This is a genomic window from Geoglobus acetivorans, from assembly GCF_000789255.1.
Classification (GTDB): Archaea; Halobacteriota; Archaeoglobi; order Archaeoglobales; family Archaeoglobaceae; genus Geoglobus; species Geoglobus acetivorans_B.
In genome coordinates this window covers 126,080-141,242 of sequence record NZ_CP009552.1, presented here as the reverse complement: position 1 = coordinate 141,242, position 15,163 = coordinate 126,080, and the positions used below count along the sequence as shown (strand labels likewise).

Annotated in this window: 17 protein-coding genes; 12 read left to right on the top strand and 5 right to left on the bottom strand. The window is 46.8% G+C overall.

What is annotated here, in order from left to right:
• Positions 1 to 202 precede the first annotated feature (202 nt).
• The 5 genes from GACE_RS00800 to GACE_RS00780 all read left to right on the top strand — a co-directional run bounded on the left by GACE_RS00800 (position 203) and on the right by GACE_RS00780 (position 4,674).
• The gene (locus GACE_RS00800) at positions 203 to 1,768 is read left to right on the top strand and encodes an ATPase, T2SS/T4P/T4SS family (protein ID WP_084063629.1); all 1,566 of its coding nucleotides are present in this window, start codon (positions 203 to 205) and stop codon (positions 1,766 to 1,768) included.
• Positions 1,695 to 2,348: a hypothetical protein gene (locus GACE_RS00795; protein WP_052400165.1), complete on the top strand. Its 654-nt coding sequence runs from the start codon at positions 1,695 to 1,697 to the stop codon at positions 2,346 to 2,348. Before GACE_RS00800 ends, GACE_RS00795 begins: the two co-directional genes overlap by 74 nt.
• A 25-nt stretch (positions 2,349 to 2,373) precedes the next feature.
• Entirely contained in the window at positions 2,374 to 3,183 is an 810-nt protein-coding gene (locus GACE_RS00790; RefSeq protein ID WP_048090385.1) for a rhomboid family intramembrane serine protease, read from the top strand.
• Complete coding sequence (locus GACE_RS00785) at positions 3,180 to 4,094, top strand: archaeosine biosynthesis radical SAM protein RaSEA (RefSeq protein ID WP_048090383.1); 915 nt, start codon at positions 3,180 to 3,182, stop codon at positions 4,092 to 4,094. The genes GACE_RS00790 and GACE_RS00785 overlap by 4 nt, the downstream gene beginning before the upstream one ends.
• Positions 4,095 to 4,197: 103 nt before the next feature.
• On the top strand, positions 4,198 to 4,674 hold the full coding sequence (locus tag GACE_RS00780; RefSeq protein ID WP_048093462.1) for a pyruvoyl-dependent arginine decarboxylase: 477 nt from the start codon (positions 4,198 to 4,200) through the stop codon (positions 4,672 to 4,674).
• Here GACE_RS00780 and GACE_RS00775 read toward each other — a convergent pair.
• Positions 4,671 to 6,101 (bottom strand): dihydropteroate synthase-like protein, encoded by a 1,431-nt coding sequence (locus tag GACE_RS00775; protein WP_048090382.1) that lies wholly within the window; start codon positions 6,099 to 6,101, stop codon positions 4,671 to 4,673. The genes GACE_RS00780 and GACE_RS00775 overlap by 4 nt on opposite strands.
• Positions 6,102 to 6,136: 35 nt before the next feature.
• On the opposite strand from GACE_RS00775, the gene GACE_RS00770 reads away from it, so the two are divergent.
• The 3 genes from GACE_RS00770 to GACE_RS00760 all read left to right on the top strand — a co-directional run bounded on the left by GACE_RS00770 (position 6,137) and on the right by GACE_RS00760 (position 8,293).
• Positions 6,137 to 6,769, top strand: a complete 633-nt coding sequence (locus GACE_RS00770) for a PHP domain-containing protein (protein WP_048090380.1) — start codon at positions 6,137 to 6,139, stop codon at positions 6,767 to 6,769.
• A 94-nt stretch (positions 6,770 to 6,863) separates the two neighbouring features.
• Positions 6,864 to 7,151: a MazG nucleotide pyrophosphohydrolase domain-containing protein gene (locus GACE_RS00765; protein WP_048090377.1), complete on the top strand. Its 288-nt coding sequence runs from the start codon at positions 6,864 to 6,866 to the stop codon at positions 7,149 to 7,151.
• Positions 7,151 to 8,293 carry a nicotinate phosphoribosyltransferase gene (locus GACE_RS00760; RefSeq protein WP_048090375.1) on the top strand — a complete coding sequence of 381 codons (1,143 nt, stop codon included), beginning with the start codon at positions 7,151 to 7,153 and terminating at the stop codon, positions 8,291 to 8,293. Before GACE_RS00765 ends, GACE_RS00760 begins: the two co-directional genes overlap by 1 nt.
• Before the next feature lie 8 nt (positions 8,294 to 8,301).
• Here GACE_RS00760 and GACE_RS00755 read toward each other — a convergent pair whose 3' ends face one another.
• Positions 8,302 to 8,715, bottom strand: coding sequence for an MgtC/SapB family protein (locus GACE_RS00755; RefSeq protein WP_048090373.1), 414 nt, complete (start codon positions 8,713 to 8,715; stop codon positions 8,302 to 8,304).
• A 98-nt stretch (positions 8,716 to 8,813) separates the two neighbouring features.
• Here GACE_RS00755 and rbcL point away from each other — a divergent pair, with 98 nt between their 5' ends.
• Positions 8,814 to 10,148 carry a type III ribulose-bisphosphate carboxylase gene (rbcL, locus tag GACE_RS00750; protein WP_048093460.1) on the top strand — a complete coding sequence of 445 codons (1,335 nt, stop codon included), beginning with the start codon at positions 8,814 to 8,816 and terminating at the stop codon, positions 10,146 to 10,148.
• On the opposite strand, the gene GACE_RS00745 is transcribed toward rbcL, so the two are convergent.
• On the bottom strand, positions 10,145 to 11,170 hold the full coding sequence (locus GACE_RS00745; protein ID WP_048090371.1) for an ABC transporter permease: 1,026 nt from the start codon (positions 11,168 to 11,170) through the stop codon (positions 10,145 to 10,147). The two genes, rbcL and GACE_RS00745, sit on opposite strands and share 4 nt — an antisense overlap.
• Positions 11,167 to 12,825 (bottom strand): ABC transporter permease family protein, encoded by a 1,659-nt coding sequence (locus tag GACE_RS00740; protein ID WP_048090368.1) that lies wholly within the window; start codon positions 12,823 to 12,825, stop codon positions 11,167 to 11,169. Before GACE_RS00740 ends, GACE_RS00745 begins: the two co-directional genes overlap by 4 nt.
• Before the next feature lie 49 nt (positions 12,826 to 12,874).
• On the opposite strand from GACE_RS00740, the gene GACE_RS00735 reads away from it, so the two are divergent.
• Genes GACE_RS00735 through GACE_RS00730 form a run of 3 tightly spaced genes read left to right on the top strand, consistent with a single transcriptional unit; the run spans position 12,875 to position 14,488 of the window.
• Entirely contained in the window at positions 12,875 to 13,729 is an 855-nt protein-coding gene (locus GACE_RS00735; protein WP_048090367.1) for an ABC transporter ATP-binding protein, read from the top strand.
• A 16-nt stretch (positions 13,730 to 13,745) separates the two neighbouring features.
• A complete protein-coding gene (locus GACE_RS11760) occupies positions 13,746 to 13,916 on the top strand; it encodes a hypothetical protein (protein WP_193363920.1) in 171 nt (56 codons plus the stop codon).
• A complete protein-coding gene (locus GACE_RS00730; RefSeq protein WP_048090365.1) occupies positions 13,916 to 14,488 on the top strand; it encodes a metal-dependent transcriptional regulator in 573 nt (190 codons plus the stop codon). The genes GACE_RS11760 and GACE_RS00730 overlap by 1 nt, the downstream gene beginning before the upstream one ends.
• On the opposite strand, the gene fdhD is transcribed toward GACE_RS00730, so the two are convergent.
• Complete coding sequence (gene fdhD, locus GACE_RS00725) at positions 14,475 to 15,143, bottom strand: formate dehydrogenase accessory sulfurtransferase FdhD (protein ID WP_048090363.1); 669 nt, start codon at positions 15,141 to 15,143, stop codon at positions 14,475 to 14,477. The genes GACE_RS00730 and fdhD overlap by 14 nt on opposite strands.
• Positions 15,144 to 15,163: the final 20 nt, after the last annotated feature.

Genomic DNA, 15,163 nt, shown 5'->3' with positions numbered 1-15,163 from the left:
TGGAAAACTTAATAAATTTTTCTATAGGTGACGCCATGTTGTTATTTGTCAAAGTCGCGGTGAATAGTTAAACACTGTAACAATCTAATTAAAAAGGCTGAATTGGTGCCTGACAAATACTATACGGTGGAAGAATTAGGGGTCGAGAGGGCTTATCACAATCATGAAAAGGATTATATAATCCGGTTTTCGAATTATCTTGATGAGCAATCTGAAAGATTATGCTAAACTTCTGACAGAATTGCCCCCTCCTGAGGGATATGAAGAAATTGAATCTTATCCGATTTACGGGGGAAGGGTTTTTTCTGCCATCAAAATTCTGCAGGAAGGTCTCGATGCTCTGTATTATGTTATTGAGCCGCCCCTTAATGAATATGAGGGAGTTAAGAATGACATCCTGAGAAGACTTGAGTTTGTTCTGCCCTCAATCCATGAGAAACGAGATAAGGAAAAGGCGATAATTGAGACGTTTGACAGGATTGTGGAATCTCTGAAGCTTAAATTTGACGATGAATATTATTATCATGCTCTTCTTTATTATGTGCTGAGAGAGACACTTCTCTACGGCCCCATAACCCCCCTCATGAAGGACCGCCTGATAGAAGACATCTCCTGCAACGGCTACAACAAGCCCGTATACATCTACCACCGCAACTACCAGAACATCAGAACAAACCTCACCTTCAGAGAGGACGAGCTTGACATGTTCGTCATAAAGCTTGCCCAGATGTCGGGCAAGCACATAAGCATAGCCGAACCTCTCCTGGATGCATCCCTTCCAGACGGATCAAGAATCCAGATGACCTTGGCCAGGGAAGTCACGGACCACGGCTCCACATTCACCATAAGAAAGTTCAGAGAGGAACCCGTAACTCCAGTGGATCTCATCGCCTGGGGAACCTTCAGCATAGAGCAGATGGCCTACCTCTGGCTCTGCATAGAGAACAAGAGGTCCCTCATCTTCGCAGGAGGAACTGCAAGCGGAAAAACCACGTCCATGAACGCCGTCTCAATCTTCATCCCGAGAAGCTCGAAGATAGTGACCATTGAGGACACGAGAGAGATAATGCTCCCCCACGAGAACTGGATTCCCGCAGTCACAAGGGAAACAGGAAAGGTAGTGGACATGTACGATTTGCTGAGAGCAGCCTTGAGACAGAGACCCGAATACATAATAGTTGGAGAGGTCAGGGGAAAGGAGGCACTGACCCTCTTCCAGGCAATGTCCACCGGCCACACCACCTACTCAACCCTGCATGCCGACTCTGTCAACGGCGTCATCCACAGGCTTGAAAACCCGCCCATAAACGTCCCCAGAGCAATGATCGAAGCTTTGGACATAGTCAGCATACAGGCCCAGGTCTTCATGGGCAAGAAGAGGGTGAGAAGAAACCTGGAGATAGCTGAAATCATAGGCGTTGACCCCCACACCAAGATCATGAGAACCACAACAGTCTTCACCTGGGACTCAAGCAAGGACGAACACGTGATGGTCGGCAGCTCAAAGGCCCTTGAAGAACTCAGAATCATGAGGAACTGGTCGAGAAAGGAACTGGAACAGGAGCTGAAGAGAAGGGAAGCAGTCCTCAAATACATGCTCGACAAAAACATAAGAGACTTTAAGGAAGTCGCCAGAATAATTCAGACCTATCAGGTAGATCCGGATAAGGTGATGGAGCTTGTCGAGTCTTGGGATGATGAGAAGAGAGCTGCAAAGGCTGGCGGAAAAGTCTCCGGAAACGCTGAAGTTCTGCAGGAAGGTCCTTGATTCGGAGAGGTACGGGGGTAACGTTATACTGATGGTGGTGGATGCAGCCATAACATCCGTTGGGGTCAATTATTTTTCTGTGGTAGTTCCGAGAGTCCTTGAATTTAAAAGGAGGTTTATCGACTCCGGGAGAATTGCAGGCTTTGACGATCTGATTTCATGTAATGATGCTGAACTTTACTCACTGTGGAGAAATAAAAGGAGCTGGCAGGTTGCAAAAGGAGTGTGCAGCATAATTTCAGAGTACGGTGAGGGTGCCACAGCCCTTAGGAGGTGGGCTAAAGAGGCGGAGGTTGAAAGCTGGAGGGAGTGGCTTGATGTGAAAGGTGCAGGGATAAACACCTTCCAGTACCTTAGGATGATGGGTGGGATTGATACAGTTATGCCTGACCGGATTGTGAGGAGATTTGTTGGGCGATTTGTGGATCCCCCGAATAAACTTGTTGAGTTCGTTGAATTTGTGGAATCTTTGTCCGGATATGTGGGATTTGGAAGTACTGAAATATGCTGGCTTTCCTGGCTTTCCAGCTACGATGATGAAAAAATAAGAAAGTATTCCCGAATTCTGGCCAAAATTTAAATATTGGCGGACCAGTATTAAAGCGGTGAAATGTGATATATGCGGAAAGGATGAGCTTCTTCCGTACAAATGCAGTTATTGTGGAGGTACGTTCTGCTCTGATCACAGGTTGCCCGAAAAGCACAGCTGCGAGGGGCTGTATGATATTCCTGTTAAGGTTAAGCGGGACAGAGATATAGGGCGGAGACAAAGGAGCAGAATTGCTGAATTGCAGAAGTATGATCCCGAATTGAAGGTCAGAAAAAATCCGTTTGAGATTTACGGCTACAACAACATGATTCTTGCAATAATCACTGTCCTGTTTGCTCTGACGCTCATATTCAGACCTCTCTTCAATATGCTTGCTCTTTATCCTTACGACGTCTATCTGCGACCCTGGCAGCTTATTACCAGCATCTTCCTTCATGGTTCGTTTGAGCATTATTTTGTAAATGCTCTCGTGCTTTTCTTCTTTGGGACAGAGCTTGAAAGAAGAGTGGGCGGGAAGAAGTATCTCGAAATATTTCTGCTTTCAGGTATTTTTGGGAACGTGATGTACGTCCTTTTTTCATACGCAAGTGGGACATTTACGCCGGCTGTAGGAGCTTCAGGGGCGATTTACGGTGTAATGGGGGCTCTCGCCATCATGGCTCCGGAGATCAGAGTGCTGCTGTTCTTCTTTATCCCGATGAATATCCGAATGGCAGTACTCCTGTTTGCGCTCTACAATCTCTACAATCTGCTGACTCCGTCTCCGCTTTTCACCGGTGTGGCTTACATAGCACACCTCGGAGGGCTTGTGGTGGGACTTTACTACGGTGATAGACTGAGAATGAGAAGGAGGCTGCGTCTTTGAAGGCCTGGATTGAGAGAGAAAGGCTTGACGGAGAGGTGGTGGACTGCCTCACGGTGATACTCCCCACGAGGGGGTGCGGGTGGGATAAATGCTACATGTGTGGCTACACCCTCGACTCGGACAGAAACGCAACTCAGGAGAAAGTTTACAGGGCGTTTGAAAAGGCTGCAGTCAAAAAACAGGCGGAAGTTCTGAAAATATTCACCTCAGGCAGTTTTTTCGATGCCAGGGAGGTTGAAAGAGAAACAAGAGAGAAGATCTACCGCAGGGCAGTGGAGCTTGGATTCAGAAAGCTCATTGTCGAAAGCAGGCCTGAGTTTCTGACCGAAGCGGTGGCTGAGGAAATCTCTCAGGCTGGCATTGAGATTGAAATTGGCATAGGTCTTGAAACTTCAAACGATTTCTACAGGGAACATCTGATAAATAAAGGCTTCAGCTTCGAGGATTACAGAAGCGCAGTTAAACGTGTGGGTAGTGTGGCGAGGATAAAGACCTATCTGCTACTCAAACCTCCTCTGCTCATGGAGAAAGAGGCGATGGATGACATAAAAAAGTCCATTGAGGACGTAAAGCCTTACACGGATGTGGTCTCGCTCAACCTCATGACGATCCATTCAGGAACGTATGTTGAGAGGCTGTGGAGAGAGGGCGTTTACAGGCCTCCCTGGCTGTGGAGTGCCGTGGAAATCCTGAAATGGGCTGATTTGGACATACTGTGCGATCCCGTTGCGGGAGGTAAGAGGAGAGGACCCCACAACTGCTTCAAATGTGACGGTTCTGTTATTGATGAGATAAGACAGTTTTCTCTGACAGGGGATAAAGGGGTTTTCGAGACCGATTGCGAGTGTAAGGAGAGGTGGAAACTCGCCCTTGAGGCTGAAGACCTGATAGAAAAGCCTCTTTTTCCATAGAGGTAAGTTTTAAATACTCTCCTCTCTACTCTGACACGTGAGATTTGAAAGCAGGGCAGATGGGTTTTCAGGAGCTGAAAGCGTAACTGTGGATGTGAACAGAATGCTCGTCCCGAAAAAGGTGTTCTTCACAGCGGGAGCGGGCAGTCATGAGGATGAGCTGGTTAGCTTTGAGCTCGCATTGAGAGATGCTGGCATAGAAAGGTTCAACCTCGTTCCTGTGAGCAGCATATTTCCCCCTCAGTGTGAAATAATCGGCATTGACGACGGTCTGAGGGAGCTTTACCCCGGTCAGGTCGTTTTCTGTGTGATGTCGAGGGAGACGAGCAGCGAAGAGGGTAAGAAAATTTATGCGAGTGTTGGAGCAGCAATTCCTGAAGATTCATCTCTTCACGGGTATCTCACGGAATATCACGGAGAGTATACCGGAGAGGATGTTGGGAGGAAGGCAGAGGAGAGTGCGGCATTCATGCTCGAAACGGCCTTCGGCATAAAGCCCGCAAAGACATTCAATGTAACAAAGGTGGCAGAGGTAAAGGACTATACGACGGTTGTCGCTGCTGCGGTTTTTGTTTTCTAATCAACTTTTCCGTATATTCCAAAATCCAGGGGCATATCCTGCACGTAGTTCTTGCCGAGTTTTAATGCCATTTCTGCTTTTTTCAGCTCTCTTCCGAGGTACGCTGCGTGATCCAGTCTGGTTACCAGGTTGAGTCTCAGGATCGTGTCAATTATGCTTTTTGCGTCCTTTCCTGTCACAACCGCCTTTTCATGGCTGCAGACTATCCTGTTTCCTGAAACCCATATTCTGAAATCGCCAGCAGGATCTCTCACGAATCTTTCGCTTTTTTCGGCTTCAATGCACCCTTCAGGCTCCTGCGCCTCCGCAATCCTTCTTTTCTCTTTCAGTACAAGCAGAGAAATCCCCAGATCTTTTGGTGGAGTCTCCTTTATCCTGGCTCCTCTGACCATAATGCTTGCGGTTTTAAGCTCCTTAATGCATCCCCTCGTTTTAACGCTCGCTTCGGTTGTGAAGAGCAGGTCAGCTTCAAGCTCTTCAGCAATGTATGCGAGAATCCCGTTCATGCCCACGCTGTCCGCATCGAAAAGTTCGGTTATGTTTCCCGAACCGAAAAGCATGGGAGTTGCAGAATCGATTTCCCGGTATTTCCTGTATCTTGTCAGGGAATCAAAAAATCCGTTTATGTCCAGCACCGGATCTGCAATAACCCTGTCTGTTTTTGTTTTTATAAAGCTGATCAGCCACTTCAGTCTTTCTGGATTTCTTTCGACGGCAACAACTGCCTGATCTCTAACGTAATTCAGCGCTTTAAGATTTGAGAGTGAGATGCTCATGACCATGTCAGCACCGCTCTCAATTCCTGCCCTTATTGCTCTTGGAGAGAATGTATCTATGCTGACTGCATTGCAGCAATCCTTTGCTATCCTAACCGCTTTTTTTACATCTTCCGTGGAAAAGCTTATTGGTATGCCGAGGTCTATTATGTCAGCACCACTTTCAAGATAGTATTCTATTCTCTCCACAAGCTCGTCTTTTTCAAGTTCGGTGGCATCAACGATCTCGGCAACAACCTTTAATCTGCTCTCCCCTCCGATAACGATGCCGTTTATGTCAAATACGCCCTTTTCGTGTGTCTCGATCTCTTTCAGGATTTCATTTCGTCTATCGATGTCAACAAGCCTGTCCGCAGGGATCTCATGGGAAAGTTCAATTTCGTCAAGTCTTTTAAGTATTGGGGGAATGTCGTATGCGTGAATTGGTCCAAGGCGAATTTTAACGCCACTCTCTTTTTCCAGCTTTTCCCACTTACCCTTGGAAAGCCCCGGGACAAGTACGAGATCGTAATCGGAAAGATCAAGATTTTCGAGGTCTTTTTCCGATACAAAAGCAGCGACGTCAACATCTGCCACATGAACGTCATTTCCCATGGCGTTTTCCCTTACCATTTTTTCAGCCAGTCTTCCTGTAACAAGAAGGACCTTCACAAATCTTATTTTACCTTAAAGTCAAAAAGCCTTCGATGAAAAGGGCTGAACTGCATGTCCACTCCACATACAGTGACGGCCTCGACAGGGCTGAGAGAATTGTTGATGTGGCTGTGAGGCTCGGAATCGATGCCATCTCGATAACGGATCATGACACTGTTCAGGGGAGCATGGCGGCACTCGACTACGTCAGGGATGAGCATCTGGACATTGAGGTAATACCGGGTGCTGAAATTTCAACTTCTGATGGACACCTCCTTGTTTATTATATTGAGAGAGATATTGACAAGGGCATGTCTCTGATGGAAACAATTGAGGAGGTGAGAAAGCGGAACGGAATTTGTGCTGTGTCGCATCCCTTTCAGATAGAGAGGAGTGGTGCTTTCAGGATCGAGCTTATAAAGCACGCAGATGCTTTGGAGGTTTTCAATGCAAAGTATGTCATTGGCATTTTCAACAGAATTTCAGAAAGAATTGCGGACAGGTATGGGATGGCTAAAATAGCAGGCAGCGATGCTCATACGGCAGACGAGGTGGGATACGGGTTGACGCTCTATACGGGAACTCTGAAAGAAGCTATTGCGGAGAGAAAAACGGAATATAATGGACGCAAAATGCCGCTTTCGAGACAGATAGGTTATTCGCTGAAAAAGAAGTTCATCCACTAATTTTGATGTGCTTGAACTGTGGTGAGCTTTTTCCCGCCATGCTCTCAACGATTTATCAGAATGATTTAAATTATCAGACTCTCACCTTTACCACGTGAAGATATCCGAGTTTCAGAGACTGATAAAGGACCTTTACTACGAGAAGGACATTGAAAGGGGTGTGGGAAAGACCTTTTTCTGGTTTATCGAGGAAGTTGGGGAACTTTCAGAGGCGCTGAGAAAAAACAAAAATCTCGGTGAGGAATTTGCAGATGTTTTCGCCTGGCTTGTGAGCCTGGCAAATCTTTGCGGGATTGAACTTGAGGAAGAGGTGAGGAAGAAATATCCGGATTACTGCATAAAATGCGGTTCCCGGCCTTGTAAGTGTAAGGAGGGATTGTGATGTTTCTGATTGCAAGAGATGAGGATATCAAGAACGGAATTGTGACAGACAAATACTTTGTATGGACTGAAAAGGTTTTGAGAGAGAAGAAGGTCAATCCGTACGTTGTGGCAGAATTCACGGCATCCAGCTGGGGTATTTTTTCGGGACTGCGTGATGTGCTTGAGCTGATGGAGGGCATAGATGTTGACGTTTATGCGATGAAGGAAGGAACGCTCTTCTTTCCTCATGAGCCTGTAATGGTTATCGCCGGCCATTATCTGGATTTCGCCAGGTTTGAGACTGCGATACTGGGTTTTATCTGCCACTCTTCCGGAGTTTCCACCAAGGCGTTCAGAACAAAGCTCGCCGCAGGTGACAGAAAGGTTCTGTCATTCGGGACGAGAAGACAGCATCCTGCTATAGCTCCAGTTATTGAACGGGCAGCGTGGATTGGTGGAGTGGATGGTGTGAGCAACGTTTCAGCAGAGAAGTATCTCGGCATTGAGAGTGTCGGAACGATGCCCCACGCCCTGATAATTTCGTTTGGCGACCAGATCTCGGCGTGGAGGGCGTTTGACGAGGTTGTTGATGAAAATATTCCCCGGACGCTTCTTGCAGACACATATTTTGATGAGAAAACCGAAGCGATACTGGCGATCGAAAACGTGGAGAGGGTTGATGGCCTCAGATTTGACACCCCTGGCACGAGAAGAGGCAACATGCGGAAGATAATCGAGGAAATTAAATGGGAACTCAGAATAAGGGGCAGGGGCGATGTGAAGATTGTTGTAAGTGGAGGACTTGACATTGAGGACATTGTGGCCCTGAGGGACATCGTTGACATTTTTGGAGTGGGAACAAGCATTGCCGGGGCAAACCCTGTTGACTTCTCCATGGACATAGTGGAAAGAAATGGTGAGTTCTGTGCCAAAAGAGGGAAGAGAGGTGGAATGAAGCAGGTTTACAGGGACTGGGAAAGTCTGAGGGATGAAATCAGGCTGTTCAGCGAGGATAAGCCTGGGGGCATGGAGCCGCTGCTTGAGAAGGTTATGGAAGGCGGAGAGGTATTGACAGAGAGCGACATGGGTGAGGCGAGAAAACTCGCTCTCAGGCAGATGGAGCTCATAAGGAAGCTTGGCAGGGAAAGTGAGTTTATTTAACACAGGATTTAATTTTTATCCCTTTTCTCGAGCATCTCCTCAACCCTCTTTAGCTTGAGTATGATGTATGTTAATGCTGTTGAGAATGTTGCGAGTCTGTAATCTCCAAAACCCGTAATCATTCCTATTGCTGCGGTCATCCAGAGACTCGCTGCCGTGGTGATTCCGACAACTTTTGTTCTTTCCTTCCTCTGCTCGGCAAGTATTGTACCGGCGCCGATGAAACCTATTCCTGAAACAACTCCTGCAGCTATCCTGGCAGGATCGTTGAAGAATCTGGCTGAGACTATCATGAACAGACACGAGCCTGCAGATACGAGCATGTGAGTTCTCAGTCCAGCGGGTTTGTGGACTTTTGATCGCTCGAGTCCCACAACCGCTCCGAAAACCGATGCGAGAATGAGAGAAATGTATTCTTCCATAAACCGAACTTTGCGTTTCAATACAAAATTTTTTTCGCCGCCACTCTGGACGAATAAATTAATATTTGGGTTTGATAAACTCTGGAAGGGGTGGAACAATGACAGAGAGGTTTGACAAGATATATGATTACTACGTGGATAAGGATTACGAACCGAATTACAAGAGGGATGTGGTCGCAGTTTTCAGGATTACGCCTGCTGAAGGCTATACAATCGAGCAGGCTGCCGGCGGTGTGGCTGCAGAAAGCTCGACGGGTACCTGGACGACCCTTTACCCGTGGTATGAGATGGAGAGATGGGAGGACCTGTCTGCAAAGGCATACGATTTCCACGACATGGGCGATGGAAGCTGGATGGTGAAAATAGCCTATCCGTCTCATGCTTTTGAGGAAAACAACCTGCCAGCCCTCCTTGCATCAATAGCGGGAAATGTGTTTGGAATGAGGAGGGTAAATGGACTCAGGCTTGAGGATCTGTACTTTCCTGAAAAAATCATACGGGAATTTAATGGGCCAGCATTTGGTATTGAAGGAGTTAGAAAAATGCTTGACATAAAGGAAAGGCCAATCTACGGTGTTGTGCCCAAACCGAAGGTTGGCTACTCTCCAGAGGAGCTGTACTCTCTCGCTGAGGAGCTTCTTTTGTCAGGGGCAGATTTTGTGAAAGACGACGAAAATCTGGCATCGCCCTGGTACAACAGGTTTGAGGAAAGGGCAGAAGTGATGGCGAATATCATCGAGAAAGTTGAGAACGAGACCGGGGAGAAAAAGACCTGGTTTGCAAACATAACAGGTGATGTAAGGGATATGGAGTACCGACTTGAACTTCTGTCGGAGCTTTCACTGAAACATGCAATGGTTGATGTTGTCATAAGCGGATGGGCTGTGCTTGAGTACATAAGGGACCTTGCAGAGGATTACGACATTGCGATACACGGGCACAGGGCGATGCATGCGGCGATGACAAGAAATCCCCGGCACGGGATTTCCATGTTCGTTCTTGCAAAACTGTACCGGCTTGTAGGGATTGACCAGCTTCATGTTGGAACTGCGGGAGCAGGAAAGCTTGAAGGAAAGAAATGGGATGTGCTGCAGAACACAAAGGTTCTGAGGGAAAATCGCTATGTTCCTGAAGACGGTGATGTTTTCCACTTGGAGCAAAAGTTTTACGGCATAAAACCGGCTTTCCCCACGAGCTCTGGAGGGCTCCATCCCGGCATACTGCCGAAGGTTATTGAGGCGCTTGGCACCGACATAGTTCTTCAGCTTGGCGGTGGAACCATAGGACATCCAGACGGACCGGGTTCTGGAGCAAGGGCGGTGAGACAGGCTCTGGAGGCGATTGTTCAGAACATCCCTCTTGAAGAATATGCAAAGTCGCATAGTGAGCTAGCAAGGGCGCTTGAAAAGTGGGGAACAGAAACCCCAATTTAACCTTTTATCAGTTTTTCAGAGAACTTAATCGATAAGAGCATCAGAACCGATCCGAGAACAGGATAGATCAGAAATTCCCATGGCTGCAGGTAACTTCCAGCGGAGATTCTGGCTGAAACTCCTGAAATCATTGATGGGTGTGTGAATGACACAGTAACGATTGAAACAGAAAGTATGGAGAATACGAGCTGACTTCTCTCTCTGTCCTTCAGTCCTGAGGATATGATGGCTCCTATGGATGCGAAAATCATCGAAAATGATACTGACAGGATGAGAAGAAGTACTGGGCGGAAAATGCCCGTGTTTACGTGGAGCAGAAACACCCATACAGCAGACAGGACAGCCGACACAATAAGAGCCGAAAAAACCTTGGCAGATATGAAATCCGTTATCGACATGGGTGTTGACAGGATGACATCAAGAGTCCTGGTCTCGTACTCTTCACTTATCAGGTCTATCACAAGTCCTCCTGCAATTATTGCTGTTGTGATTAAAAGCAGCGGGATGAGTATGGCATAAATGAACCGGAATGTCATGGAAGAGCCTTCACGGAGTTCGGCTTTTCCGCCATCGAGACTGTAAACTCTGAACCCGTCATCTCCAGGAATTCCCCGTCTTTCCCTCATTGCCTTCTGGTATTTCTGCAGAATCTCCTTGACCTGCGTGCCTGCCAGTATTCCGGTGATCTCGTTTTTCGGGAGAAATACTGTGACGAAATTGGCAGAGGTGTAATTCTCTTCCGGCAAATAAAGCACGGCATCTATCTTTCCGGCATAGAAATCGTTTAACGCATCTTCAAGTTCTGGGTACCTTTCGTCAGCAAACGATTTCAGGACCGGACAGTTTCCCGCAACCCCAATTCTGACGCTGCCTGTGGCAACCGAATCCGGTTTGTAAAGGACAAGAAGCCCGAACGTTATTACAGACGTGAATGAGGCGATGAAAATCAGTATGGCTATGGCAGACATGATGGTTCTTTCCCTTACTATGAGCCTGAGATCCTTCCTGATCATCGCTTTCATGTGCCCATCACCATGTAGTAATTGTATGCGAAGTGGATCGCCACCGCCAGAACGTATCCCGCTTTCCAGCTTCTCTTAGAAACGACAGCAAAGGATGAGGATGCGGTTATGTGTAAAAGCAGCGGGAAGATGAGCAGTTCACCGGGCAACACCATGCTGTAGTCCTTGAACGCCTCGAGGAACAGAATGCCCTTTTCGGCGATGAAGAATCCTGAAGCCACAATCACAGCCCTTTTCAGACTCAGCGACGGAAATATCAGTATCGATTTTAATGCCTCCTCGATAACCGCCACGCCGAGCATTATCAGGGCGAATGAGGTTATTATGGGGACTGACAGGCCAAAAAACAGTAAAAAGAATTCAAGAAAAAGGGCGAGAAATACTGACAGGAACGCAAGGAAAAATGCGTTCAGGTCTTTCTCTGCGGAATTCCCAAGTACATCTGCAAGTCTGCCAAAGGGTGACCTGGGACTGTAAAGGGTTTCGATATTCAGGGAGCTGGCCGACAGAACGAATCCCATGATTGTAAAGCCGGCAAGGATCAAGTTCGAGAAAATGAAATCCTGAAAACTGATTTTCTCCCCGGAAAGGTCCCTGAGGAGGAATGTTACTGGAGAAAGGTCTGATAACGCAATTCCCGAAAAAACTGACGGAAGTATGAGGTAGATGATGAGGAACAGGTTGAAGACAAGGATCAGAAATGTGAGTTCTCGGTATGATCTCGAATTGAGTGCTATGAACGTTTGAAATGATAGAAATGCAAGAAGGGGGAACAGCATGAAGAGCAGTCCGTTCACCCTGAAAACGATCGATGTCGTCGCTATCATTGCTACTGAGATGATGAAATATGGGAGCAGTTTCTGGAATATCAGTGAGTATGGCGAAAATGGAGCGGATAGCAGGACTTCCATTCTCCGCATCCTAACGTCTTCGGCAAGGGATGAGGTGTACAGCTGCATCGAGAAGAGAGACGGAATGATGAAGATGAAAGCGATGACCATCTTCGAAATCAGGGATGGTGGACTGAACGTGTCCGGAGTATCGTATCCTGTTTCCTGCTTTTCGGGCAGTATGGCTGATTTTCTGCCATTTTCAGTTAAGCTCTGCTGGATTTTTTTCTCTATCTGGGCTTTCTGCTCATCTTCGGTTACCTGATTTTTCTGTTTGGAACGTTTCTCCAGCTGTTTGATCGTTTCTTGGGAGATTGGTTTGGGTGAAAGAGCTTGAGGTTGCTTTCTTTCAAGGTATTCTGCCCTTACGAATACTGGAAATGCTCCGGTACCGTAGTTCTCGTACAGCCATTTTGTGAACTCGTTTTTGATGTAGTTTTTCATTTCCTCTCCCGCAGACTGGGATTTGAACGAATCTGTGATGAATATCCTGTTCCCTGTTATAAAAACGTCCGATTCACCGTTTTTCAGCAAATCCATACCTTCCTGCTGACCATCGACAAGAATATGGGTGAACAGTCTGTTTTCAATTTCGTAAACGTCGCTTGCGGATGTGTATATCCAGGAATCTGAGAGGAATCCGTAGTTATACGATACAATGGATGCCACCAGTGATAATAGTGCAGTTACTGCAATGAGGAGCCTGAATTTATTTGTGAACTTCTTCCTGCCTTTCCTGAACTCAGCTTTTATGAGTGGCAGCACAGGAGAACTCAAACAAAGTTTAATAAATTCTTTTCCCAGTATCTGTCTGATGCTCAGAGCGATCAATCTCACGAAGAAATATGGCGAATTTCTGGCCGTGAATGGAATAAGCTTTGAGGTTGGAAAAGGGGAAGTTCTTGGAGTTATTGGGGAAAATGGTGCCGGAAAATCCACAACGCTCAAAATGCTTGTCGGGCTTCTCACACCAACTTCTGGCGAAATACATTACGATGGCAGAAATCTGTTCGAAAATCTGAATGCCATCAAAAGGAAAATTGGATATCTTCCGGAATTTGACGCGCTCTACGACAATCTCAACGCTAAGGAGTATCTCAGGGTTTTTGCAGAGATTTACGGTGTGGATGCGGATATGGCCGAAAAGAGGATTTACGAACTTCTGGAAACCCTCAACCTTCCTGATGATAAACCTGTGGGCGAGTTTTCGAAGGGTATGAAACGGAAGCTCTCAATAGCCAGAACCTTGGTGCACGATCCCGAGTATCTGATATATGATGAGCCAACAAGCGGTCTCGACCCATCTACATCTCTGTTTGTTACGGAGTATGTGAGAGATTTGGGCAAACAGGGAAAGACGGTGGTTTTTTCTGCCCACAACATGTTCTACGTCGAATCCGCCTGCGACCTGCTTCTCATAATAAAGAAAGGGAGGGTTCTGTATTTCGGGGAGCTTGACGCTCTCAGGGATAGAATGAAAAAGTACATGGTGAGCTACAGAATAGGGGAAAGGGAATTTGAAGACGTCTTTGAAGATGTCAGGGATGTTAACAGGCTTCTTGCGGAGATTACTGAAAACGGTGGTGAAATAATATCCATTGAAACAAGGGTTCCGAGGCTGGAGGAGATATACTTCACACTTACAGATGGAAAAAGTATTATGGACTGATGGAGAATTCTGGATAATGAGGGAACTCAACGAGCTTTACTGTTCGAGGTGCGGTAGTGAGTTTGATATTAGGATAAGAAAGACAACAGGCTACAGTGGTCCACTACACATCCCCAACCTGTTCTGTCCCTTTTGCGGCAGCCGGAGAGTGGTGAAAAGAAGAGGAATATTTTTCGGTGAACTGTAATGGAAAGGATTGAGGAATATCTCGAGACCATTTACGACATTCAGAAATCAGGCAGGGTGGCAAAGACAAAGGAAATTGCGGAGCGACTCAACATAAAGCCTTCGAGTGTTACGGAGATGCTCAACAAGCTGAGTGAGATGGGTTATGTGGATTACCAGCCGTATAAGGGCGCAACGCTCACCAGGAAGGGTCTGGATGTGGCAGAGCGAATCAAGAAAAACTACATTGTGTTTAAAAAATTCTTCACGGACTTTTTTGGCCTGGATGACGAAACTGCTCACGGTCTGAGCTGCACGCTTGAGCATATTGCGAATGAGGACGTAATCGACAGGATATGCAGGGTCATATCTGGCTACTGCGACGTTTGTGACATCTGCATTGAAAGCACATGCACGCTTGAGGAGGCTGAGGATGGCAGATATGTTGTTATCGTTGCCCCCCTCTTCATGGAAAAAGCGGGGATTCATCCGGGGAAAGAAGTGGAGGTGAAAAATGGCATGCTTGTGACGGATGCCGGGGAACTGATGGTCGACGATGGGGTGAAAAGGCTGATCCTCCTCAGGCCTCAATAGCTCCGCTGTTTAATGCAAGTCCCGTGGCAAATGAAACTGCTGACAGGCCATATTTTTTGCAGTAATCCACCGCAAGATCGAGTATTGCAGCTTTTGAAACAACGAGTGGAATTCCCGCACGAATGCACTTCTTCACTATTCCCGCAGTTATCCTTCCCGAAAGCAGAAGGAAGGAACTTGAAAAATCGAACCTGTTCCTGTAGGCCAGCCCTATTGCCTTGTCCACCGCATTGTGCCGTCCAACATCAAACGCTCTGACAAAGTCACCATTTTTGCTGATGACGAGGGCGGTGTGGTATGCACGCGTTCTCCTGTAATAGTCTCCCTCAAGCTTTTCAACAAAATTCTCTATAAAGTTCATGCTGAACCTGAAACCGGGTTTTACGGGGTTCAGTTTTTCATCAACGTAGACTCCCGCACATCCGGAGGAGTTTATTGCCGTGTCGAAGTTCCTGTCAACCTTCGCAACCGCAACATCTCCCTCGACAATAACCTCCGGACTGGAGGATAGCCCTTCAGTGATCAGAAAACCCATAACGAGTTCTTCCAGATTTACGGGGGTGCAGAATAGTCTGATGACTCTGTTTCCAGCAATTATCTTGAATTCGAATTCTTTTCCGATTTCGAGTCTCTTCCCCACCTCGAAAATTTCCATCCAGAACTTTTTATTTACCG